Source organism: Sphingomonas lycopersici, assembly GCF_026130605.1.
GTDB classification, from domain to species: Bacteria; Pseudomonadota; Alphaproteobacteria; order Sphingomonadales; family Sphingomonadaceae; genus Sphingomonas; species Sphingomonas lycopersici.
Map to the genome: position 1 here is coordinate 106,632 of NZ_JANFAU010000007.1, position 21,952 is coordinate 128,583.

General features: G+C 67.6%; 24 protein-coding genes. 11 read left to right on the forward strand and 13 right to left on the reverse strand.

Annotated features, from left to right (window positions below; genetic code table 11):
- Window positions 1–3 precede the first annotated feature (3 nt).
- Together lptC and NED98_RS14905 are read right to left on the reverse strand one after the other, a co-directional pair.
- The gene (lptC, locus tag NED98_RS14900) at window positions 4–642 is read right to left on the reverse strand and encodes an LPS export ABC transporter periplasmic protein LptC (RefSeq protein ID WP_179513007.1); all 639 of its coding nucleotides are present in this window, start codon (window positions 640–642) and stop codon (window positions 4–6) included.
- Window positions 635–1,255 carry a ribonuclease D gene (locus tag NED98_RS14905; RefSeq protein ID WP_265313531.1) on the reverse strand — a complete coding sequence of 207 codons (621 nt, stop codon included), beginning with the start codon at window positions 1,253–1,255 and terminating at the stop codon, window positions 635–637. The genes lptC and NED98_RS14905 overlap by 8 nt, the downstream gene beginning before the upstream one ends.
- Window positions 1,256–1,621: 366 nt before the next feature.
- Here NED98_RS14905 and NED98_RS23190 point away from each other — a divergent pair, with 366 nt between their 5' ends.
- Together NED98_RS23190 and NED98_RS14925 are read left to right on the forward strand one after the other, a co-directional pair.
- Window positions 1,622–2,419 carry a cold-shock protein gene (locus NED98_RS23190; RefSeq protein ID WP_179513009.1) on the forward strand — a complete coding sequence of 266 codons (798 nt, stop codon included), beginning with the start codon at window positions 1,622–1,624 and terminating at the stop codon, window positions 2,417–2,419.
- A gap of 239 nt (window positions 2,420–2,658) precedes the next feature.
- Window positions 2,659–3,447: a glutaminyl-peptide cyclotransferase gene (locus NED98_RS14925; protein ID WP_265313532.1), complete on the forward strand. Its 789-nt coding sequence runs from the start codon at window positions 2,659–2,661 to the stop codon at window positions 3,445–3,447.
- Window positions 3,448–3,532: 85 nt separating this feature from the next.
- Here the strand turns inward: NED98_RS14925 and NED98_RS14930 are convergent, their stop codons facing one another.
- The 7 genes from NED98_RS14930 to NED98_RS14960 all read right to left on the reverse strand — a co-directional run bounded on the left by NED98_RS14930 (window position 3,533) and on the right by NED98_RS14960 (window position 10,008).
- On the reverse strand, window positions 3,533–4,981 hold the full coding sequence (locus tag NED98_RS14930) for an ammonium transporter (RefSeq protein ID WP_179513011.1): 1,449 nt from the start codon (window positions 4,979–4,981) through the stop codon (window positions 3,533–3,535).
- An 11-nt stretch (window positions 4,982–4,992) separates the two neighbouring features.
- On the reverse strand, window positions 4,993–5,331 hold the full coding sequence (locus NED98_RS14935) for a P-II family nitrogen regulator (RefSeq protein ID WP_179513790.1): 339 nt from the start codon (window positions 5,329–5,331) through the stop codon (window positions 4,993–4,995).
- 221 nt (window positions 5,332–5,552) lie between these two features.
- Complete coding sequence (locus tag NED98_RS14940) at window positions 5,553–5,753, reverse strand: putative signal transducing protein (RefSeq protein ID WP_265313533.1); 201 nt, start codon at window positions 5,751–5,753, stop codon at window positions 5,553–5,555.
- Entirely contained in the window at window positions 5,750–6,310 is a 561-nt protein-coding gene (locus tag NED98_RS14945) for a pyridoxamine 5'-phosphate oxidase family protein (protein WP_265268785.1), read from the reverse strand. The genes NED98_RS14940 and NED98_RS14945 overlap by 4 nt, the downstream gene beginning before the upstream one ends.
- A gap of 25 nt (window positions 6,311–6,335) precedes the next feature.
- Window positions 6,336–8,099, reverse strand: coding sequence for an aspartyl protease family protein (locus NED98_RS14950; RefSeq protein WP_265313534.1), 1,764 nt, complete (start codon window positions 8,097–8,099; stop codon window positions 6,336–6,338).
- Between the two features lie 108 nt (window positions 8,100–8,207).
- Window positions 8,208–9,632: a metalloprotease TldD gene (gene tldD / locus NED98_RS14955; RefSeq protein ID WP_265313535.1), complete on the reverse strand. Its 1,425-nt coding sequence runs from the start codon at window positions 9,630–9,632 to the stop codon at window positions 8,208–8,210.
- Window positions 9,633–9,777: 145 nt separating this feature from the next.
- Complete coding sequence (locus NED98_RS14960; protein WP_179513016.1) at window positions 9,778–10,008, reverse strand: zinc-finger domain-containing protein; 231 nt, start codon at window positions 10,006–10,008, stop codon at window positions 9,778–9,780.
- 67 nt (window positions 10,009–10,075) lie between these two features.
- On the opposite strand from NED98_RS14960, the gene NED98_RS14965 reads away from it, so the two are divergent.
- Complete coding sequence (locus NED98_RS14965) at window positions 10,076–10,999, forward strand: ABC transporter ATP-binding protein (RefSeq protein ID WP_265313536.1); 924 nt, start codon at window positions 10,076–10,078, stop codon at window positions 10,997–10,999.
- A gap of 15 nt (window positions 11,000–11,014) precedes the next feature.
- Here the strand turns inward: NED98_RS14965 and NED98_RS14970 are convergent, their stop codons facing one another.
- The 4 genes from NED98_RS14970 to hisG are packed head-to-tail and all read right to left on the reverse strand — an operon-like array spanning window position 11,015 to window position 13,606.
- Window positions 11,015–11,191, reverse strand: a complete 177-nt coding sequence (locus NED98_RS14970) for a DUF4169 family protein (RefSeq protein ID WP_265313537.1) — start codon at window positions 11,189–11,191, stop codon at window positions 11,015–11,017.
- Window positions 11,191–11,643 carry a transcription antitermination factor NusB gene (nusB, locus tag NED98_RS14975; protein WP_179513019.1) on the reverse strand — a complete coding sequence of 151 codons (453 nt, stop codon included), beginning with the start codon at window positions 11,641–11,643 and terminating at the stop codon, window positions 11,191–11,193. The genes NED98_RS14970 and nusB overlap by 1 nt, the downstream gene beginning before the upstream one ends.
- Before the next feature lie 23 nt (window positions 11,644–11,666).
- Window positions 11,667–12,959, reverse strand: coding sequence for a histidinol dehydrogenase (gene hisD / locus NED98_RS14980; protein WP_265313538.1), 1,293 nt, complete (start codon window positions 12,957–12,959; stop codon window positions 11,667–11,669).
- Window positions 12,956–13,606 (reverse strand): ATP phosphoribosyltransferase, encoded by a 651-nt coding sequence (hisG, locus tag NED98_RS14985; protein WP_265268781.1) that lies wholly within the window; start codon window positions 13,604–13,606, stop codon window positions 12,956–12,958. The genes hisD and hisG overlap by 4 nt, the downstream gene beginning before the upstream one ends.
- Before the next feature lie 60 nt (window positions 13,607–13,666).
- Between hisG and NED98_RS14990 the strand changes: the two genes are divergently transcribed.
- The 8 genes from NED98_RS14990 to NED98_RS15025 all read left to right on the forward strand — a co-directional run bounded on the left by NED98_RS14990 (window position 13,667) and on the right by NED98_RS15025 (window position 21,885).
- Window positions 13,667–14,770 carry a DUF2332 domain-containing protein gene (locus NED98_RS14990; protein WP_265313539.1) on the forward strand — a complete coding sequence of 368 codons (1,104 nt, stop codon included), beginning with the start codon at window positions 13,667–13,669 and terminating at the stop codon, window positions 14,768–14,770.
- Window positions 14,771–14,898: 128 nt separating this feature from the next.
- A complete protein-coding gene (gene rpmI, locus NED98_RS14995; RefSeq protein ID WP_179513023.1) occupies window positions 14,899–15,102 on the forward strand; it encodes a 50S ribosomal protein L35 in 204 nt (67 codons plus the stop codon).
- Between the two features lie 13 nt (window positions 15,103–15,115).
- A complete protein-coding gene (rplT, locus tag NED98_RS15000; protein WP_179513024.1) occupies window positions 15,116–15,481 on the forward strand; it encodes a 50S ribosomal protein L20 in 366 nt (121 codons plus the stop codon).
- 118 nt (window positions 15,482–15,599) lie between these two features.
- Window positions 15,600–15,914 (forward strand): GIY-YIG nuclease family protein, encoded by a 315-nt coding sequence (locus NED98_RS15005; protein ID WP_265313540.1) that lies wholly within the window; start codon window positions 15,600–15,602, stop codon window positions 15,912–15,914.
- A 64-nt stretch (window positions 15,915–15,978) separates the two neighbouring features.
- The gene (gene pheS, locus NED98_RS15010) at window positions 15,979–17,031 is read left to right on the forward strand and encodes a phenylalanine--tRNA ligase subunit alpha (RefSeq protein WP_218850249.1); all 1,053 of its coding nucleotides are present in this window, start codon (window positions 15,979–15,981) and stop codon (window positions 17,029–17,031) included.
- On the forward strand, window positions 17,028–19,427 hold the full coding sequence (pheT, locus tag NED98_RS15015) for a phenylalanine--tRNA ligase subunit beta (protein ID WP_265313541.1): 2,400 nt from the start codon (window positions 17,028–17,030) through the stop codon (window positions 19,425–19,427). Before pheS ends, pheT begins: the two co-directional genes overlap by 4 nt.
- Window positions 19,420–20,301, forward strand: coding sequence for an aldose 1-epimerase family protein (locus NED98_RS15020; RefSeq protein ID WP_265313542.1), 882 nt, complete (start codon window positions 19,420–19,422; stop codon window positions 20,299–20,301). The genes pheT and NED98_RS15020 overlap by 8 nt, the downstream gene beginning before the upstream one ends.
- Before the next feature lie 57 nt (window positions 20,302–20,358).
- Window positions 20,359–21,885 (forward strand): peptide chain release factor 3, encoded by a 1,527-nt coding sequence (locus tag NED98_RS15025; RefSeq protein ID WP_179513028.1) that lies wholly within the window; start codon window positions 20,359–20,361, stop codon window positions 21,883–21,885.
- Window positions 21,886–21,952: the final 67 nt, after the last annotated feature.

Sequence of the window (21,952 nt, forward strand, 5' to 3'; positions counted from 1 at the left end):
CCGCTATCTCGCCCCTCGCGGCACGATGTGCAAGCGGGCGTTGCCGGTCAGCGTCACGCTATGCGCGTCGAGATCGGCGTCGAGCCGGTTGGCGCTGAACGTTCCCTGCCGGACGGTGCCGGTCACCGCGCCGCCCGATTGCATCTTGCGCGTCTTGAGATCGACCGTCGCGTTGACGGTGTCGAGCGTATAGCCGTCGGGGCCGCGGAACGAGATCGGGCCGTCGACCTTCACCTGCTCGGTATCCATATTGTAGCGCCCGTGCTCGGCGACGAGCGAGGCCGGGCCGTCGTTGAGCTTGATGTCGGCGGCGAGCTGCTGGAGGCGGACGATCGGCTCGGCCGAGCTCTTCTGGATCGCCGAGCCCGCGGTCAGCTCGAACGGCTGCCCCTTGCCGTCGGCGCCGCGATAGCGCGCCGCCTGGATCTTGAGTCGCTCCTTCGCCACCTCGACCTTGTTCTTGTCGAGCACGAACGACACGTCGCCCCCGGTGGTCAGCGGCGCCATCACCAGAAAGGCGGAGAGCACCCCGATCAGCACCGGCAGCACCCAATTGGCGGTGGTGACGATACGGTCGTGCGGGCTGTCCGGCGCTGCCCAGCGCTGGCGCGCGTCGAGCGGCGGGGCAGCGGCTTCAGACATGCGCGAAAATGTCGATCTCCGGCCAGCCGGCCAGATCGAGCGCCGCGCGATGCGGCAGGAAATCGAAACATGCCTGCGCCAGCCCGGCGCGGCCCTCACGCGTCAGCCGCCGGTCGAGCTCGGTCTTGAGCTGGTGGAGGAAACGCACGTCGGACGCGGCATAATCCTTCTGCGCGTCGGACAATTCCGGCCCGCCCCAGTCGGACGATTGCTGCTGCTTCGAAATGTCCTGCCCGAGCAATTCGCGCACCAGCTCCTTGAGCCCGTGGCGATCGGTATAGGTGCGCACCAGCCGCGAGGCGATCTTGGTGCAATAGACCGGGGCCGCGACGACGCCGAGATAATGGCCGATCGCGGCGAGATCGAACCGCGCGAAATGATAGAGCTTGAGCCGCGCCGGATCGGCCAGCACCGCGCGCAGATTCGGCGCGGCATAATCCGAGGTCGGGCCGAACCGCACGAGATGCTCGTCCGGGCCGCCGTCGGACAGCTGCACCACGCACAGCCGGTCGCGCGGGGTGATCAGCCCCATCGTCTCGGTATCGACGGCGATCGACGCACCCGGGGCGAAGACGTCGAGCGGAAGATCTTCCTCATGAAAATGCACGGTCATTCGCCCGCACTAGCGGGGTGCATCGCGCGGCTCAATGGTCCGCGAATCGGCAAGATCGAAGAAAAGACTGCGAATCAACGGCCGAACAATTATTTAGGCATGATTCTCGCGCCCGTTGCGATCGATCTTCGCGTCGTCATAAGGCGTGAACTGCGCCAACCTGTGCTAATGATGCGACAGTAGTGCAACGATTAGCCACTTTCTGCCCACTTTTCGCACGATTCTGTTCGCTGTCTGGCCAAAGCTCCGCTATGGCATGTTGTGTGGCGCAAAAGGTTTGGCGCCCGAAGAGGTGTGGTTGCTGTTCGCCGTCCGGCGCGCACCTCTTGACGGCGAAGTCGGGCGGACAGGAAAACGAACGGGGTTATGAGTTTCGACAGAGGTAGCCGCGGGCATCGTGGCGGACGTGGCCGCGACAAGCGCGACAGTTTCGGCGGCGGAGATGATTTCGGCGGCGGCAGTGACTTCGGCGGCGGCTTCGGCGACCGTGGCGGTTTCGGCGGCGGCTTCGGTGATCGTGGCGGCGGCGGTGGCTTCCGTGGCGGCGGTGGCGGCTTCGGCGGCCCGCGCGGCGGCGGTGGTGGCTTCGGCGGTGGCGGCGGCTTCGGCGGCGGCCGCGGCATGCCCCCCCAGGTCGTTGGCGAGGGCACGGGCGTCGTTAAATTTTTCAACGGCCAGAAGGGCTTCGGCTTCATCGTTCGCGATGACGGCGGTGAGGACGTGTTCGTCCACATTTCGGCCGTCGAGCAGGCGGGGCTGACCGGTCTGGCGGAAGGCCAGCCGCTCGGCTTCACGCTCGTCGATCGCGGCGGCCGCATCTCGGCCACCGAGCTGAAGATCGACGGCGAGCCGATGCCGGTCGAGGAACGCGCGCCGCGTGACGGCGGCTTCGGCGGCGCCCCGCGTGGCGGCGCCGGCGGTGCGGGTGGCCCGCAGCGCCAGCTGACCGGCGAGAAGGCGACCGGCACGGTCAAGTTCTTCAACGCGATGAAGGGCTTCGGCTTCATTCAGCGCGACGACGGGCAGCCCGATGCGTTCGTCCACATCTCGGCCGTCGAGCGCGCCGGGATGAGCAGTCTCAACGAAGGCGATCGCCTGTCGTTCGAGCTGGAGGTCGATCGTCGCGGCAAATATGCCGCAGTGAACCTGCAGCAGTCGAGCTGATCGAACCCGATCGATTGATGGCGGCCCGTCCGACTGGCGAGTCGGGCGGGCCGCTGTCGTTTTGGGGCGGATGCCGTTCGTGGTGGATTGAATCGGGGGGTCCCTTTCCCCGTTCGGGCTGAGCTTGTCGAAACCCTGCATTTTCTTCCGCAGAGGAAGGGCAGCCGTTCGACACGCTCAGGGCGAACGCCTCATATTTTACGCACGGCGTTCGCCGCATCGTGCTAGCGAATCGGGCGATGCGTCTTTTCCCCCTATTGCTGCTCGCCGCCGCCCCGATGCCGGGGAGCGCGGCCGCCGCGCCGCCCCAGGCCGCCCCCGCCGAATCGCGGCCGGCGGTCATCACCCCGGTCGTCGTTGCGCGTTATCCGCATGATCCCCAGGCCTTCACCGAGGGGCTGTTGTGGCATCGTGGTCATCTCTACGAGAGCGTCGGGCTCGAAGGGCAGTCGGACGTACGGCGCGTCGATCTCGCCAGCGGGCGCGTGCTGGCGCGCGCCACGATCCCCGCCGGGATGTTCGGCGAGGGGCTGGCGGTGTGGAAGAACGCGCTGATCAGCCTCACCTGGCACGGCGGCGTCGCCTATCGCTGGAATGCCGCAACGCTCGCGCGGATAGGCACCGCGCGTTATCGCGGCGAAGGCTGGGGGCTGACGACGCTGGGCGACGCGCTGGTCCGCTCGGACGGCAGCGCGACGCTGACCGTCCACGATCCCGCGACGATGGCGGTGCGCCGGCGCATCGCGGTGACGATCAACGGCAAACCGATCGACCAGCTCAACGAGCTGGAGGCGGTCGACGGCGCGATCCTCGCCAATGTCTGGCGCACGCCGTATCTCGTGCGGATCGATCCGGCGAGCGGGCGGGTGACCGCGGTGGTCGATCTGCGCGCGATCGTCGCCGAAGTGGGGCTGTCGAACGATATCGAGGCGGTCGCCAACGGCATCGCCTGGGATGCGCAGGGCCGCCGGCTGTTCATCACCGGCAAGCGCTGGCCGACGCTGTTCGAGATCCGCCTGCCCGGATAAAAAAACCCGGCGCTTGCGCACCGGGGAAGGTTGTCCCGCAGGAGGAACCAGGGTGGGGGCGGGCACCGCGCCCGCCCCGATTTCGTCAGTAATGGTAGGCGCGTTCGCCATGCTCGGCGATGTCGAGGCCTTCGCGCTCGACGTCGGCGCTCGGGCGCATGCCCCACAATTTGTCGATCGCGAAGAACAGCACGACCGCGCCGACCCCCGACCAGACGAGCGTCAGCAGCACGCCTTCGAACTGGGTCACCAACTGGCCGACCATGTCGTAGGTGCCCGCGGCCATCGTCCCCGGCTTGGCGGCATAATCGGCGATGCCCTGCCCGCCGAGCGCCGGCGCATCGAGGATACCGGTCGCGAGCGCGCCGGTGATCCCGCCGATGCAATGGACCCCGAACACGTCGAGGCTGTCGTCATAACCGAACTTCGACTTCACCGTGGAGACGAAGAAGAAGCAGATCGGCGAGACGACCAGCCCGAGCACCACCGACCCCATCGGGCCGGCGAAGCCCGACGCCGGGGTCACCGCGACCAGCCCGGCGACGACGCCGGAAGCGGCACCGAGCAGCGAGGGCTTGCCGCGCACCGCCTGCTCGACGAGCAGCCAGGAGAGCCCGGCGGCAGCGGTGGCGACGAAGGTGTTGATGAAGGCGACCGCGGTGACGCCATTGGCCTCGAGATTGGAGCCGGCGTTGAACCCGAACCAGCCGACCCATAGCAAGGAGGCGCCGATCATCGTCATCGTCAGCGAATGCGGCGGCATCGGCTCGCGCGGGAAGCCGATGCGCTTGCCGAGCAGGACGCACAGCACCAGCCCGGTGATCCCGGCGTTGATATGGACGACGGTGCCGCCCGCGAAATCGAGCGCGCCCTTCTGGAAGAGATAGCCCGCGTCGCTATTCTGCGCGGCGAGCGCATCGGCGCCCTTGAGCGCGGCCGCGGCCACCGCATCGGGGCCGCCCCAATACCACACCATATGCGCGATCGGGAAATAGACGACGGTGACCCACAGCAGCGTGAACAGCATCAGCGGGAAGAATTTCACCCGCTCCGCCACCGACCCGACGAACAGCGCCGGGGTGATGCACGCAAAGGTCATCTGGAAGCAGATATAGACATATTCCGGGATATAGACCCCGTTGGAGAAGGTCGCGGCCTGGCTATTGGCATCGACCCCCATCAGGAAAGCCTTGGAAAGCCCGCCGAAAAAGGCGTTTCCGCCGGTGAAGGCGACCGAATAGCCATAGGTGACCCAGGCCACCGCGACCATGCACACGATCATCAGCACCTGGGTGAGCACGCTCAGCATGTTCTTGGTGCGGACCAGCCCGCCGTAGAACAGCGCGAGCCCCGGCACCGACATCATCAGCACCAGCAAGGTCGAGACGAGCATCCAGGCGGTGTCGCCCTTGTTGACCGTCGCCGGCGGGATCGGCGAGGCCGCTGCCGCCGCCGGCTGCGCCCAGGCGGGCGCCGCGGCGAGCGCGAGCGTCGCGACCAGGCCGAGGCCGGCCATCATCGTGGTTCGCTTCATCATATCCCCCTTCACAGCGCGGAATCGTCGGTTTCGCCGGTGCGGATGCGCACGGCCTGCCCCACATCGAGGACGAAGATCTTGCCGTCGCCGATCGCGCCGGTGTTGGCCGAGGCCTGGATCGCCTCGACCACGCGGTCGGCGAGCGCGCTGGCGCACACCACCTCGATCTTGATTTTGGGCACCATGTTGGTGCTGTATTCGGCACCGCGATAGATTTCGGTCTGGCCCTTCTGTCGGCCGAAGCCCTTGACCTCGGTGACCGTCATGCCAGCCACGCCGAGCACGGTGAGCGCTTCCCTCACCTCGTCGAGCTTGAACGGCTTGATGATGGCTATGATGAGCTTCATCGTGCCCCCTTCCGGTTGATCCGAGAGGGCGTCTCGCAATGGTCGTGCCAAATGCTTGTGGGGTTAATGCCGTTCGGGCTGAGCCTGTCGAAGCCCTGCCCTTTTCTTCGCAAGGAAGAAGGACAAGCCCTTCGACAAGCTCAAGGCGACCGAGATAATTCTAACGCTCAATAGCTATTGCGCGGGCAAAATTTGTGCAGTTGCGAAGGGCTGCCTAAAAATCAGGCAGTGCCGACGATCGCGCGGGCCGCGTCGAGATCCTCGGTGTCGACCATCACGCGCACCGGGATCAGCAGCCAGCTGCCGTCGGCGATGCTCGACCCCGAATCGAACGCGACCGCGGGAATGCCTTCGCTCTCCAGCCGGCCGACCAGGATATTGGCGAGGTTGCGATCGTAGCGCCCGAGCTCGACCAGGCTCATAACCGCCCCGGCGGGATCTCGGTCTGGACGCGCACCGGCAGCCCGTCGATGCTGTGGGTGCGCCCCGCGATCTTGGCCAGCCGCGCGGCGGGATCCTGCTGCGCGTGATATTTGACCAAAGTCTGGCGTTCGGCGTCGAGCGTCATCCGCGGCACGCCCCAGCCGCACGAGGTCTGGATGCTGTCCACCGCGATCACGAAGATCTGGCGCTGCCCCGGGAGCGGGGGGAAATGCGCCGCGAGCGCGGGATAATCCGCATCGCCCGCGACGACGAATTCGCCGCGGCCGTAGATGCGCAGGATCAGCGCGGGATTGTCGAAGGCGCAGAACATGATCGTGATCCGCCCGTCGGCGGCGAGATGCGCCTGCGTCTCGTTGCCCGATCCGCCGAGGTCGAGATAGCCGACCTTGCGCGCATCGAGCACGCGAAAGGTGTCCATCCCCTTGGGGCTCAGGTTGACCCGCCCCGCCGCGGCGGCGGTGGCGACGAAGAACATCGGCTGCCGCGCGATGAAGGCGCGGTGGTCGTCGGTCAGTGCGGAAAAGAATTCGGCCATTGCGAAGGGGTGCTCCTGCCCTCCGCTATAGCCCGAATTTCGCGAATTGCGCGGCGATTTCGGGGTCGATCGCCTTGGCCGCGGCGATATCGGCATCGCCGCCCGCAACGTCGCCGTTGCGTTTGCGCGCGAGCCCCAGTCCGTAGCGCGTCTCCGCGCTCTTCGGCATTTCCGCCGCCGCCTTGGCATAGGTTTCGACGGCTTCGGCATAACGCCCAAGCCTGAACTGGATCAGCCCGAGGCTGTCGAGATAGGCGGGGTTCGCGCCGTCGCGGCGGATCGCCTTACGGCAATCGTCGAGCCCACCTTCAAGCGCCTGATTGGCTAGCCCGCGCGCCCAGCAGCGCGCGTTCAACGCGCTGCCGAGCTTATTGTCCTCGCCGTGGAGCCGGATCCAGGCATCGAGCAAAGGGAGCGCGCGATCGGGCTGGTCGAGCGCGATATAGAGGCTCGCGATCGTCCGTGCCTCGTGCGAGCCGGCGGCGGCGAGCGGTTGCGCCGCCGCAATGTCGCGCGCGGCCGCGGCACGGTCCTTGCGGTGCAGGCTGAGCTGGGCGCGCATCAGCAGCGCAGCAAGATCCTGCGGCGCGAGCTTGAGCGCGCTGTCGAGATCGGCGGCCGCCAGATCGGGCTTGTGATCGTGCAGCCGCGCCTCGGCGCGTGCGGTGTAATAATCGGGCTTGTCCGGATCGAGCCGGATCGCGGCATCGAGATCGTCGAGCGCCCTGGCCGTCTCGCCGCGCGAGAGGGAGGCGCGGCCACGCAGCGCCAGCTCGGGGGCGGTCTTCGGTGCGGTCGACGGGTTGGCGGGATCGGTGGCGGGCTGGCTGCTCGCCACCGGCGCCTTCTGGAAGGAGAAGACCCGCCCGCCATTATAGGTGAAATAGAGCTTGTTCTGGCTTTTGGCGATGAACAGGTGATGCGCGAGGAAGAAATCGACTCCCAGCAGCATGTCGGGCGAATCGGTGCCGATACCGAGTTCGCCGTCCATCACCTGCATCCGCGCACGCTGGATGGTTTCGCTGCCGATCGAATAAGACGCGATCCGCGCGGTCCACGATCGATAGGATTTCTGCCCGAAGCCGCTGGCCGTATAGCTCGCCTTCACATCGGGCGCGTTGAGATCGATCCCGGCGCGCTCCGCAGCGCGGCGGCTGATCAGCGTGGCGGGCGCCCCGGTATCGAGCAACGCGCGCACGCGCTGCCCGTTGACGATGACATTGACGAAGACGTGGCGGTTGGCACGGCTTTCGTTGGGGACCAGATCGGCGATGTTGTAATCCCCGTCCTTCGCCCAATAGGCGAGAGCACGCTTGCTGCAGCCGGTGACCTTCATCAGCGAGAACTGGCCGTGCGCGAGATCGACCTCGGCATCGGCGAAATTGAGCAGATTGGCGCCGATCAGCCCGCTGCCCGTGTCGGAGCCGCCGACGAGGAACTCGATATTGTTGAGCGTCGTCCCGAGGATCCCGAAATCCTTGACCCGCGCGATATCGACCGACACGCGGCCGCCGATCCCCGACATATAGAAGCCCGGCGGCGCGGGACTCGTCTTGAGCGACAGCGCCTCCGCGGTGGCGCGCGACATCGTGCTGAAGAAAGCGCCGGTATCGAGGATGAAGCGCGTGTCCTGCCCGTTGATCTTGACCTGCGTCATCGGGCGCAGGCCGACCATCTCGACCGGGAGCGTGCCGTATTTGGCGACCTTGCACTCCTCCGCGCGCGCGCTGGCGACCGGCAGCAATATCGCGGCAGCGATCACCGCAGCCGCGTTCCGTGCATGAGGCATCCGCCTCCCCCCTCTTTGCTCCCGATCGGATGATGACGGCGGAGGAGGCGGAAAGCCAGCGGATAAGCGCCCAAATCTGATCCGAACCGCGGCGTTCGGATCGGCCCTTCAGGCGGCGGTGCCGCCCACCGTCAGCCCTTCGACCAGCAAGGTCGGCTGGCCGACCCCGGCGGGGACGCTCTGCCCCGCCTTGCCGCACATGCCGACGCCCTCGTCGAGCGCGAAATCATTGCCGACGCCGAGCACCTTGGTCAGCACCGTCGGGCCGTCGCCGATCAATGTCGCGCCCTTGATCGGCGCGCCGATCCGGCCGTTCTCGACGCGATACGCCTCGGTGCAGGAGAAGACGAACTTGCCCGAGACGATATCGACCTGCCCGCCGCCGAACGATTTGGCGAAGATGCCGTTCTTGACCCGCGAGAGCAATTCGGCGGGATCGTCCTTGCCCCCCTTCATGAAGGTGTTGGTCATCCGCGGCATCGGCGCGTGGGCGAAGCTCTCGCGCCGCCCGTTGCCGGTCGGCGCGACCCCCATCAGCCGCGCGTTGAGCCGATCCTGCATATAGCCCTTGAGGAAGCCGTCCTCGATCAGCACGGTCTCCCCGGTCGGGGTGCCCTCGTCGTCGATCGTCAGGCTGCCGCGGCGATCGCGGATCGATCCGTCGTCGACCACCGTCACCCCGCGCGCGGCGACCTGCTCGCCGATCCGCCCCGAAAAGGCCGAGGTGCCCTTGCGGTTGAAATCGCCCTCCAGCCCGTGCCCGATCGCCTCGTGGAGCAGCACCCCCGGCCAGCCCGGCCCGAGCAAGACGGTGAATTCGCCCGCCGGCGCATCGACCGACTCGAGATTGACCAGGGCCTGCGCCAGCGCCTCGTCGATCGCGCGGTTCCACGTCGCCTCATCGAACAGCGAATCGTAGAGGTAGCGGCCGCCAATGCCGAAGGTGCCGGTCTCGCGCCGGCCGTTCTGCTCGACGACGATCTGGACGTTGAGCCGCACCAGCGGGCGCACGTCGGTGGCGACGAAGCCGTCGGGGCGGACGATCTCGACCACGCTCCACGTCCCCGACAGCCCGACCGAGACCTGCGCGACGCGCGGATCGCGCGCGCGCGCCGCGGCGTCAATCGACTGGCACAGATTCACCTTGTCGGCGAACGGCACCAGATCGAGCGGATCGGCATCGGTGTAGAGATGATGATTGGTGCCCTTGGGCGAGGGCGCCTTGGCGCCGTTCGACGGATCGATCAGCGCCATCGTTTCCGCTGCGCGGCGAATCGCGGCTTCGGAAAGCTCGTTGGCGTGGGCGAAGGCGGTCATCTCGCCCGAGACGGCGCGCAGGCCGAACCCCGAATGGGTGTCGTAGCTCGCGGTCTTGAGCCGCCCGTCGTCGAAGCCGAATGCCTCCGACTTACGATATTGCAGATAGAGTTCGCCGTCATCGGCGGCGGCGAGCGCATCGGCGGTGAGTCGCGCCGCGGCCGCGGGGTCGAGCGTGTCGCGATACAGGAACGAGCGGGGATCGGTGGCGGTCATTGCCGCTAGATAGGGACTGGGAGCCGCGCGGCAAAGCCTTTGCGCTCGTAGTCCTTCCCGTTGGCCCTGAGCTTGTCGAAGGGCTGCGCTTCTTTCGGAAGAAAAGTGCAGGGCTTCGACAAGCTCAGCCCGAACGGCTGTGGGCTTAACGCCCGGCGCTGTCGCCGTGATCGGGCAGGGTCGACTGGTCGACCCCGTCGGCGGGGCCGCCGATCAGCACGAAGCGGCGGTCGCAATAGCCGCAATCGCTATAGCCGCTCTCGTCGATCTCCAGCCACACGCGCGGGTGGCCGAGCGCGGCAGGGAGACCGTCATGCGCGCCGTCGCAGGCGACGCGGCGGTGGGATACGCGGGTGACTTCGGGTGGCGGCAACATGGTTCCCGCGATTAGCAAGAGCGGCGCGGCCTAGCAATCACCCGCGGCGCACCGTAAATGCCGCGGCATGACAGACGCTGCGATTGCCATCCGGGATCTCTCCAAGACCTATCAGGGCGGCAAGCGCGCGCTCGACAATGTGACCTTCGACGTCCCCGCGGGGGCGATCTTCGGCCTCCTCGGGCCGAACGGCGCGGGCAAGTCGACGCTGATCAACATCCTCGCCGGGCTGGTGCGCAAGACCAGCGGCACCGCCGCGATCTGGGGGTTCGACATCGACGCGCACCCGCGCAACGCCAAGGCCTCGATCGGCATCGTCAACCAGGAAATCCTGTTCGATCCCTTCTTCACGCCGTTGGAGACGCTGGAGATCCAGGCCGGGCTCTATGGCGTGCCCAAGGCGCAGCGGCATTCGATGGAATTGCTCCGCGCGGTGCATCTGGAGGACAAGGCCAAGGCCTATGCCCGCACGCTCTCCGGCGGGATGAAGCGGCGGCTGATGGTCGCCAAGGCGATGGTCCATTCGCCGCCGGTGCTGGTGCTCGACGAGCCCACCGCGGGGGTCGATATCGAGCTGCGCCAGCAATTGTGGAACTATGTCCGCGAGCTCAACGAGCGCGGCGTGACGGTGGTGCTGACGACGCATTATCTCGAGGAAGCCGAGGAATTATGCGATCGCATCGCGATCATCAATCACGGCCGGCTGATCGCCAACGAGCCGACCCGCGAACTGGTCGGCAAGGCGCAGGAGAAGGTCGTCGCGGTGACGGTCGATCGCGATCTCGTGGCGCTGCCGGTCGCACCGGCGTTCGACAAGATCGTGCTCAAGGGCGAGCGGACGCTCGAAATCACCTATCAGAAGGACAAGGTGAACGCGGGCGAAGTGCTCGCCGCGGTGCAGGGCGCCGGGCTCGGGATCGTCGACGTGTCGACCAAGGAAGCCGATCTGGAAGACGTGTTCCTCAACCTGACCCGCGCGGTGAACGGCTGATTTAGCGCGGGGGGATCAATCCTCGCGCTTCGCGCCATCCAGCGAGCGTTCGGCGCGTTCTTTCTCCGCGCGGTCGGCGGCCTTCTCCGCCTTGGTACGCCCGAAGGCGGCGCGGTTGGCGGCGGCGGTCGCGGCCTCGGTGGCGCGGCGCTTCGCCTTGCGCGCCACGCGGAGGTTGACGACCTCGCCCATCAGATGCGGACGTCCTTGGCGATCGCGTCGAGCAGCCCGTTGACGAACCCTGCCTCGCGCCGGTCGTAAAAGGCGTGCGCAACATCGACATATTCGTTGATCGCGGTGCCCACCGCGACATCGGCGCGCGCGAGCAGTTCATAGGTGCCGCAGCGCAGGATCGCCTTCATCGGCTTGTCCAGCCGCGCGAGCGTCCAGCCCTGCAGCCGGGGTTCGATCAGCGCGTCGATTTCCTCGGCGCGGGCGATCGCACCCTGGACGATATCGTCGAAGAAGGTTTCGTCCGCCTCGGCATATTCGGCGTCCTCGATCGTTGCGCCGAGCCGGTGGTGGTGGAATTCGTGGATCAGCGCCGCCACCGGCGTCTTCTCCATCTCATGCTGATAGAGCGCCTGGACGGCGGCGAGGCGCGCGGCGGCGCGGGCCTTGGAACGTGCTGCGGTACGGGACATGCAACGAGCCTTTAGGCGCGATGTTACCCCTTGGCCAGCCGCAGCGCCACCGACGCCGCATGCGCGGGCAGCCCCTCGGCATCGGCCAGCGCGACCGTCGCCGGGCCGAGCTTGCCGAGCGCGGCGGCGTCGAGTTCGAGGAAGCTCGTCCGCTTCATGAAATCGGTGACGCCGAGCCCGCTGGCGAATCGCGCGCGGCGCCCGGTGGGAAGGACGTGATTCGGCCCGGCGACATAGTCGCCGATCGCTTCGGGGGTATGCCGCCCGAGGAAGGCCGAGCCGGCGTGGCGCAAGCGATCGAACAAAGCGTGCGGATCGTCGGTCGCGATCTCGACATGCTCGGGCGCGAGCCGGTCGGTCAGCGGGCAGGCATCGGCCAGCGTCGGCACGAGGATGATCGCGCCATTCGTCTCCCAGGCGACGCGCGCGGTCTCCCCGGTCGGCAAAGTGGCGAGCTGGCGCTCGACCGCCGCCGCGACGCGATCGGCGAAAGCGGCATCGTCGGTGAACAGGATCGACTGGGTGGTCACGTCATGCTCGGCCTGGCTCAGCAGGTCGGCGGCGATCCACTCGGGGTCGTTGGCGCCGTCGGCGATCACGACGATCTCGCTCGGCCCGGCGACCATATCGATCCCGACCACGCCGTAAACCTGCCGTTTCGCCTCGGCGACCCAGGCATTGCCCGGCCCGGTGACGACATCGACGCGTGCGATCCGATCGGTGCCCCAGGCGAGCGCAGCGATCGCCTGCGCCCCGCCGACGCGCCACACCTCGTCCGCCCCGGCGAGATGCGCCGCGGCGAGCACGAGCGGATTGACCTCGCCGTTCGGGGTCGGGGTCACCACCACCAGCCGCTCGACCCCCGCCACTTTCGCGGGGATGGCGTTCATCAGCAATGTCGAGGGATAGGCCGCGCGCCCGCCGGGCACATAGACCCCGGCGGCATCGACCGCGCGCCACCGCGCGCCGAGCCTGACCCCGGCGTCGTCGGTGAAGGCAAGGTCGTCGGGGCGCTGCTTCACATGATAGGCACGGATGCGCGCCGCGGCGAGCTCCAGCGCCTCGCGCAGATCGGGCGCCAGCGCGGCGAAGGCGGCGGCGCAATCCTCGGGCGCAATGCGCCAGCCGGTCTGATCGAGATCGTGGCGATCGAGCTTCTGCGTCAGCGCGCGCAGCCCGGCGTCGCCCTCGTCGCGCACCGTGCGCAGGATCGCGGATACGTCGCGCGCGACATCGGCATCGGATTCGCGCCGCGCATCGACCAGAGCCGCGAAATCCGCCGCGAAGCCGGGCGCGCTGGCGTCGAGCCGGATCATGCCTCGACCGCGCGCCGGAACGCTTCGACCAGCGGCACCACCCCGGCGCGGGTCTTCATCGCCGCGCGGTTGACGACCAGCCGCGAGGAGACATCCATGATCCGCTCGACCTCGACGAGGCCGTTTTCCTTGAGCGTCCGCCCCGAGGAAACGAGATCGACGATGCGCGGCGCGAGCCCCAGCGTCGGCGCCAGCTCCATCGCGCCGTTGAGCTTGATGCATTCCGCCTGCACCCCGCGGCGCGCGAAATGCTCCTCGGTGACGTGCGGATATTTGGTCGCGACGCGGACATGGCTCCAGCCGCGCGGATCGTCGCGCGCCGCCATTTCGGCGGGTTCGGCGATCGACAGGCGGCAATGGCCGATCGCGAGATCGACCGGGGCGTAAAGCTCCGAATAAGCGAATTCAGCGAGCACGTCCGATCCGACGATGCCGAGCTGCGCCGCGCCGTGCGCGACGAAGGTCGCGACGTCGAAGGCGCGGACGCGGATCAGCTCGATCTCGGGGGTCTGCGTCGCGAAGCGCAAAGCGCGGCTGTCCTCGTCGCCGAACGCCGCCTCGGGAACGATGCCGGCGCGGGCGAGCAACGGCAGCGCCTCGCTCAGGATGCGGCCCTTGGGAACGGCGATGACGATCTTTTCGGTCACGGGCGCGGCCTTTACGCGGGGGGGCGGAGAGGCGCAATACGAGCCGAGGAGGACGGCCCTATGGCGACGGAGGAGAATGTTCGCGGCGCTTTCCACATTCAGGAATTCTACTGCCGCCACATGGACGCACCGATGTACGCGCGATTGTGCGCGGCGATCGGCGACGGGCTGACCCGCGCGAGCCGCACCGGCGCACGGGTGCTCGACTGGCCCGGCGAGCCGACCCGTGACGCCTTGCCGCTGCGATTGTGCGGCGGGCTCCACGCCTTGGTGCGCGCCGGGCGCGACGCGGGGCTGGCGGCGGTGTTTGCCGGCGAGGTGATTGATCCGGGGGCGATCGCCGCGGCGGTCAATGCCGCGCTGGTCGCGCATGACGACACGATCTTCCCGTGGCTCGACGGCCCGCCGCAGACCAACGAGCCGGGGCGCTCGGGGGCGTTGATCCTCGGGCTGATGGAGATCGCGCGGCGCTATGGCCCGAAGATCGAATTGCTCGAAATCGGATCGAGCGCGGGGCTCAACCTGCTGATCGATCGCTATGCGTTCGATCTCGGCGGGGTGCGCGTCGGGCCGCCCGATTCGCCGGTGACGATCCGCCCCGAATGGCGCGGCGACCCGCCCGCGCCGGTTGATATCGATATCGTTTCGGTGCGCGGCTGCGACGTCCAGCCGCTCGACGCCACCGATGCGGCGGTCGAGGCGCGGCTGCTGGCGTATGTCTGGCCCGAGACCCCGGCGCGCGCCGAACGGCTCGGTCGCGCGATCGCGATGCAGCGTGCGCGCAGCGTCGATCTGGTGCGTGCCGATGCCGCCGACTGGATCGAGGCGCGACTCGCCGAACCGCAAGCAGCGGGGGTGACGCGGGTGCTGATGCATTCGGTGGTGTGGCAATATCTGCCCGAAGAGGTCGCCAACCGCATCCGCGCGGCGATGGCCGCCGCCGGCGCGCGCGCCACCGCCGAGCGCCCGCTGGGCTGGGTGATGATGGAGCCGAATCGCGCCTTCGCGCAGCAGATCGTGCGGGTGAAAAGCTGGCCGGGGCAGACGGAATGGCATGTGCTGGCGACCGCGCATGCCCACGGCACCTGGGTGAGGAACGGCATCCTCGACGAGGATCGCGTGGGCTATGACCTCCCCGCGTCCGCCAAGGTCGAGGCCGGCTGAGCCGCTTGGTTGCATTTTCCCGGCGCCGCGGCTAAAGGCGCCGCTTCCCGCGCGAGGATCATGACGAACGGCCCGGCCACAAGGGCTGCCGCGGCCGTTTTGACCTCGCCCGAATAGAAAGGACGAAAATGCCCAAGCTCAAGACCAAGAGCGGCGTGAAGAAGCGCTTCAAGCTCACCGCGACCGGCAAGATCAAGCACGGCGTGGCCGGCAAGCGCCACCGCCTCATCAGCCACAACGGCAAATATATCCGCCAGAACCGCGGCACCAGCGTGCTGTCGGATGCCGACACGAAGACCGTGAAGGCCTGGGCGCCTTACGGCCTGAACTGAGGAGACGGGAACAATGGCACGCGTCAAGCGGGGCGTAACCACCCGCGCCAAGCACAAGAACATTCTCGCGGCAGCCAAGGGCTATCGCGGTCGTCGCAAGAACACGATCCGCGTCGCGCGGCAGGCGGTCGAAAAGGCCGGCCAGTACGCCTATCGCGACCGCAAGGTGAAGAAGCGCACCTTCCGCGGCCTGTGGATCCAGCGCATCAACGCCGGCGTCCGCGCCGAAGGGCTGACCTACAGCCAGTTCATGCACGGCCTGAAGCTGGCCGGGATCGAACTGGACCGCAAGGTGCTGGCCGATATCGCGATGCACGAAGGCGAGGCGTTTACCGCCATCATCGCGCAGGCGAAGGCGGCGCTGCCCCAGGCCGCCTGAGGCGGACCTCACGCGCAAGCAGAAACGGGGCGTCGGTGGTCTAGGCCACCGGCGCCCTTTTCATTTCCACCCTCGTCATTCCCGCGAAGGCGGGAATCCATTCGTGCGGAACGCCGTGATGGAGCGACAGCCTTGCGTTTACATCCTGGCAAGCGGCCGACACGGCACGCTCTACATCGGGGTGACATCAAATCTGATGGCGCGGCTGGTTCAGCATCGTGATGGATTGATCGAGGGCTTCACCACCCGCTACGGGGTGGCGCGGCTGGTCTGGTTTCAGATGGCGGATACGATGGAAGCGGCAATCCGTCGCGAGAAGCAGTTGAAGAAGTGGAATCGGGACTGGAAGCTGCGGCTGATCGAGGAAACGAACCCGAATTGGATCGATCTGGCGGTTGGCCTCGGTTTCGATCCGATCGATCCGACAGCGTGAATGGATTCCCGCCTCCGCGGGAATGACGGAGTGAGAAGTGGCTGAACTCGACCGACAAGAACATCTGATCGATCAGATCAACCGGAGCGAAACGCTCGACCAGCTCGAGGCGCTGCGCGTCGCGGCGTTGGGTAAGAACGGTTCGATAACCGCGTTGCTCAAGACGCTCGGCGGGATGTCGCCCGAAGAGCGTCAGTCGCAAGGGCCGCGGATCAACGGGCTGCGCGAGGCCGTCGCCGGCGCGATCGCGGCGCGCAAGGCGGCGCTCGATGCCGCGGCGCTCGATGCGCGGCTGGCGAGCGAGCGGCTCGACATGACGCTGCCGGTCGACACCCCCGCGGCCGGAACGATCCATCCCGTCAGCCAGGTGATGGACGAACTGGCGGAAATCTTCGCCGATTTGGGCTTCGCGGTCGCCACCGGGCCGGAGATCGAGGACGACTGGCACAATTTCACCGCGCTCAACATCCCGGAAAGCCACCCGGCGCGCGCGATGCACGATACTTTCTATTTCCCCGATCAGCCCGACGGCGAGCGAAAAATGCTGCTCCGCACCCACACCTCGCCGGTGCAGATCCGCACGATGCTCCAGCAGAAGCCGCCGATCCGCATCATCGCGCCGGGGCGTACCTATCGCTCGGACAGCGACGCGACCCACACCCCGATGTTCCATCAGGTCGAAGGGCTGGTGATCGACAAGGGGATCACGCTCGGCCATCTCAAATGGACGCTGGAGACCTTCCTCAAGGCGTTCTTCGAGCGCGACGATATCGTGCTGCGGCTGCGCCCGTCCTATTTCCCGTTCACCGAGCCCTCGGCCGAGGTCGACGTCGGCTATACGCTGGAGAAGGGCAAGCGCGTGATCGGCGGATCAGGCGGCGGCTGGATGGAAGTGCTCGGCTCGGGAATGGTCCACCCCAAGGTGATCGCCGCCTGCGGGCTCGATCCCGATGAGTGGCAGGGCTTCGCCTTCGGCTGCGGGATCGATCGGCTGGCGATGCTCAAATATGGCATGGACGATCTCCGCGCCTTCTTCGACGGCGATATTCGCTGGCTGAAACATTATGGATTCTCGGCGCTCGACGTGCCGACGCTGAGCGGGGGAGTCGGCGCATGAAGTTCACGCTTGGCTGGCTCAAGGAGCATCTCGATACCCAGGCATCGCTCGACGATATCGTCGAAGCGCTGACCCGCATCGGGCTCGAGGTCGAGGGCGTCGACAATCCCGGCGAAAAGCTCGCCGCGTTCCGCATCGCGAAGGTGCTGACCGCCGAACGCCACCCGCAGGCCGACAAATTGCAGGTGCTCAGCGTCGATGCAGGGGACGGCCCGTTGCAGGTCGTGTGCGGCGCGCCCAATGCGCGCGCGGGGCTGGTCGGGGTGTTCGGCATGCCCGGCGCGACCGTCCCGGCGAACGGGATGGTGCTCAAGGTCGCGGCGATCCGCGGCGTCGAATCGAACGGCATGATGTGTTCGAGCCGCGAGCTCGAACTGGGCGACGAGCATGACGGGATCATCGAGCTCCCCGCCGATGCCCCGATCGGCACCGCTTATCCCGCTTATGCCGGGCTCGACGATCCGGTGATCGATGTCGCGATCACGCCGAACCGGCAGGATTGCATGGGGGTGCGCGGGATCGCGCGCGATCTGGCAGCGGCGGGGTTGGGAACCTTGCGGCCGCTCGCCGAGGTCTATCGCACCGAAGCGATCGCTCCGGTGGCGGGCGACAGCCCCGCACCCGATGTCCGCACCGATGACCCGGAGGGCTGCCCGGCATTCTACGCGCAGGCGGTCTCGGGGGTCACCAACGGCGTCGCGCCGGCGTGGATGCGGCAGAAGCTGACCGCGATCGGGCAGAAGCCGATTTCGGTGCTGGTCGACATCACCAATTTCGTCTCGATCGATCTCGGGCGCCCGCTCCATGTCTACGACAAGGCCAAGCTGTCGGGCGGGCTGGTCGCGCGGCGCGCGCGCGACGGGGAAACGGTGCTCGCCCTGAACGGCAAGACCTATACGCTCGACGCGACGATGACGGTGATCGCGGACGACACCCACGTCCACGATATCGGCGGGATCATGGGCGGCGAGGATTCGGGGGTGTCGGAAACGACCACCGATGTGATCATCGAATGCGCCTATTTCGACCCCGATCATATCGCGCGCACCGGGCAGAAGCTCGCGCTGACCAGCGACGCGCGCCAGCGTTTCGAGCGCGGGGTCGATCCGGCGTTCCTCGACGACGGCCTCGCGATCGCGACCAAATTGGTGGTCGACCATTGCGGCGGCACCCCCTCGGCGATCACCCGCGCGGGCGAAGCGCCGCTCGGCACGCGCAGCTACGCCTATGATCCGGCGCGGACCGAGACGCTCGGCGGGCTCGCGGTTGCGCCCGAGCGGCAACGCACGATCCTCGAATCGCTCGGCTTCACCGTGACGGCGGACTGGCAGGTCTCGCCCCCGACATGGCGGCGCGATATCGACGGCACCGCCGATCTGGTCGAGGAAGTGATCCGCATCGTCGGGATCGACAATGTCCCCTCGACCCCGCTCGACCGCGCCCCGGGCGTGGCCAAGCCGACCGCGAGCGCCGAGCAGAAGCTCGAACGCCGCATCCGCCGCGCGGCGGCCGCGCGCGGGCTCGACGAGGCGGTGACGTGGAGCTTCCTTTCCGAAAAGGAGGCCGCGGTGTTCGGCGGCGGCGCGTGGACGCTCGCCAATCCGATCAGCGAGGATCTCAAGGTGATGCGCCCCTCGCTGTTGCCGGGGCTGCTCTCCGCCGCGGCGCGCAACGCCAGGCGCGGCGCGGGCGCGGTGCGGCTGTTCGAGATCGGGCGGCGCTATCTCGCCGATGCCGAGCGCCCCACGCTGGCGCTGGTACTCGCCGGCGATCGCCGTCCGCGCGGCTGGCGCGAGGGCAAGGCCGCGGCGTTCGACGCGTTCGACGCCAAGGCGGAGGCGCTCGCGCTGCTCGCCGCGGCGGGCGCGCCGGTCGACAATCTGCAGGTGTTCGGCCCCGATTCGATTTGGACGGGCGATGCCTGGCATCCCGGCCAGTCGGGGACGCTGCGGCTCGGGCCGAAGACGGTGCTCGCCGCATTCGGTATGCTCCACCCGCGGACGATCGAGGCGTTCGATCTCGGCGGCGCGGTGGCGGCGGTCGAGCTGTACCTCGATGCTTTGCCGGCGAAGCGCGGCGGCGGCGGGTTCATGCGCCCGGCCTATGCGCCGCCCGTGCTCCAGCCGGTGCGGCGCGATTTCGCCTTCCTCGTCCCCGAGGAGGTGAGTGCCGATGCGTTGGTCCGCGCGGCCAAGGGCGCGGACAAGGCGGCGATCGTCTCGGCGCGGGTGTTCGATCTGTTCACCGGCGCCGGGGTCGAGGCGGGCAAGAAGTCGGTCGCGCTGGAGGTGGTGCTCCAGCCCGGCGACAAGAGCTTCACCGATGCCGAACTGAAGGCGATCGCCGACAAGGTGGTCGCCGCCGCGGCGAAACAGGGCGCGGTGCTGCGTGGCTGAACAAGTCATCATCGCGGGCGACGGGCTTTCGGCGACGATCAACGCGCTCGGCGCGGAACTGACGTCGCTGAAGGATGCCGCCGGCCGCGAATTGATGACCGATGCCGATCCGGCGTTCTGGACCGGCCACGCGCCGCTGCTGTTCCCGGTGGTCGGCAAGCCCACGGGCGAAACGATCCGCGTCGACGGCCGCGCCTATGCGATGAAGCAGCACGGCTTCGCGCGGCGGACGATGTTCGCGGTGACCGAGCAAGCCGCCGATCGCGCGACCTTCGTGCTGACCGACAGCGCGGAGACGCGCACGGTCTACCCCTTCGCCTTCCGGCTGGCGGTGACGTTCGGCATCGCGGGCGCGACTTTGTCGGTCGACGTGTCGATCGAGAATCCGGGCGACGTGCCGCTGCCGGCGAGCTTCGGCTTCCACCCCGCCTTCGCCTGGCCGTTGCCCGGCGGGGGCGCGAAGGAAGCGCACCGCATCATCTTCTCCGCCGACGAGCCCGCGGCCTTGCGCCAGATCGATGCCGACGGCCAGATCGCCCCCGCGCCGCGTGCGTCGCCGCTCGACGGCCGCACGCTGGCGTTGCGCGACGATCTGTTCGCGCATGACGCTTTGATCTGGGACCGGCTCCATTCCGACCGCCTGACCTATCGCGGCGACGGCGGCGCGCGGCTGGAAATCGCCTTTCCCGATACCCCGATGCTCGGCATCTGGACCAAACCCGGCGCGCATTTCATCTGTATCGAGCCGTGGCACGGCATCGCCGATCCGGCCGGCTTCACCGGTGATTTCCGCGCCAAGCCCGGGGTGTTCGAGGTCGAGCCCGGCGCGGCGAAGCGGATCGCGATGCGGGTGACATTGCTCGCCGAATCGTAACCAGGCGCGCTTTTCCCTTATCGCATATCCATTTCCGGCCTGACGAAAGCCCGAGCCATGACTTCTCCCCGCCGCACCTTCGCGATCATCTCGCACCCCGACGCCGGCAAGACCACGCTGACCGAAAAACTGCTCTATGTCGGCGGCGCGATCCATCTCGCCGGCGAGGTCAAGGCACGCGGCGCCAACCGGCGCGCGCGATCGGACTGGATGAAGATCGAGCAGCAGCGCGGCATCTCGGTCACCTCGTCGGTGATGACCTTCGAGAAGGACGGGGTGACCTTCAACCTGCTCGATACGCCGGGGCACGAGGATTTCAGCGAGGATACCTATCGCACGCTCACCGCGGTCGATTCGGCGGTGATGGTGATCGATGCCGCGCGCGGCATCGAGAGCCAGACGCGCAAATTGTTCGAAGTGTGCCGGCTGCGCTCGGTGCCGATCATCACCTTCGTCAACAAGGTCGATCGCGAGGGGCGCAGCGCATTCGAGCTGCTCGACGAGATCGCCGACGTGCTCGCGCTCGATGTCGCGCCGATGACCTGGCCGGTCGGGATGGGCGGCACGTTCGAGGGCGTGCTCGACTTGAAGCGCTGGTCGATCAGCCGGCCGGAGGGCGACAGCCGCACCTTCCAGGGCAAGGTCGATGCCGAGCCGATCCTCCCCGACGAGGTGCGCGAGGAAGTCGAGCTGGCGCAGGCGGGCTATGCCGAATTCGATGCCGAGGCGTATCGCAACGGCGATCTGACCCCGGTCTATTTCGGCTCCGCGCTCAAGGATTTCGGCCCGGCCGAGCTGATCGCCGCGCTCGCCCAATATGCCCCGCCGCCGCGCGCGCAGCCGGCCGAGCCGGCGCCGATCGGGCCGGAGGAAAAGGAAGTCACCGGTTTCGTGTTCAAGGTGCAGGCCAATATGGACCCGCAGCACCGCGACCGTATCGCCTTCATGCGGCTGTGCTCGGGCACCTTCAAGCGCGGGATGAAGCTCACCCCGACCGGGCATGGCAAGCCGATCGCGGTCCATTCGCCGATCCTGTTCTTCGCGCAGGATCGCGAGATCGCCGACGAGGCCTATCCCGGCGATATCATCGGCATCCCCAACCACGGCACCTTGCGGGTGGGGGACACATTGTCCGAGCGCGCCGCGGTGCGCTTCACCGGGCTGCCCAATTTCGCCCCCGAGATCCTGCGCCGCGTCGCGCTCAAGGATCCGACCAAGACCAAGCAGTTGCGCAAGGCGCTCGACGATATGGCCGAGGAGGGGGTGACCCAGGTCTTCTATCCCGAGATCGGGTCGAACTGGATCATCGGGGTGGTCGGGCAGCTCCAGCTCGACGTACTGATCTCGCGGCTCGAGGCCGAATATAAGGTCGCCGCGGGGCTCGAGCCGGCGCCGTTCGATACCGCGCGCTGGATCTCGTCCGACGATGCCGCCGCGCTCAAGGAGTTCGTCGAGATCAACCGCAGCGCGCTGGCCAAGGACCGCGACGGCAACCCGGTGTTCCTCGCCAAGAGCGCATGGGAGGTCGGCTATGTCGCCGATCGCTACCCCAAGGTGAAATTCGCCGCGACGCGCGAACGGTAATACCCACCCTCCGTTCGCCCTGAGCTTGTCGAAGGGCTGCCCTTCTTCGCCCGAAGAAAAGTGCAGG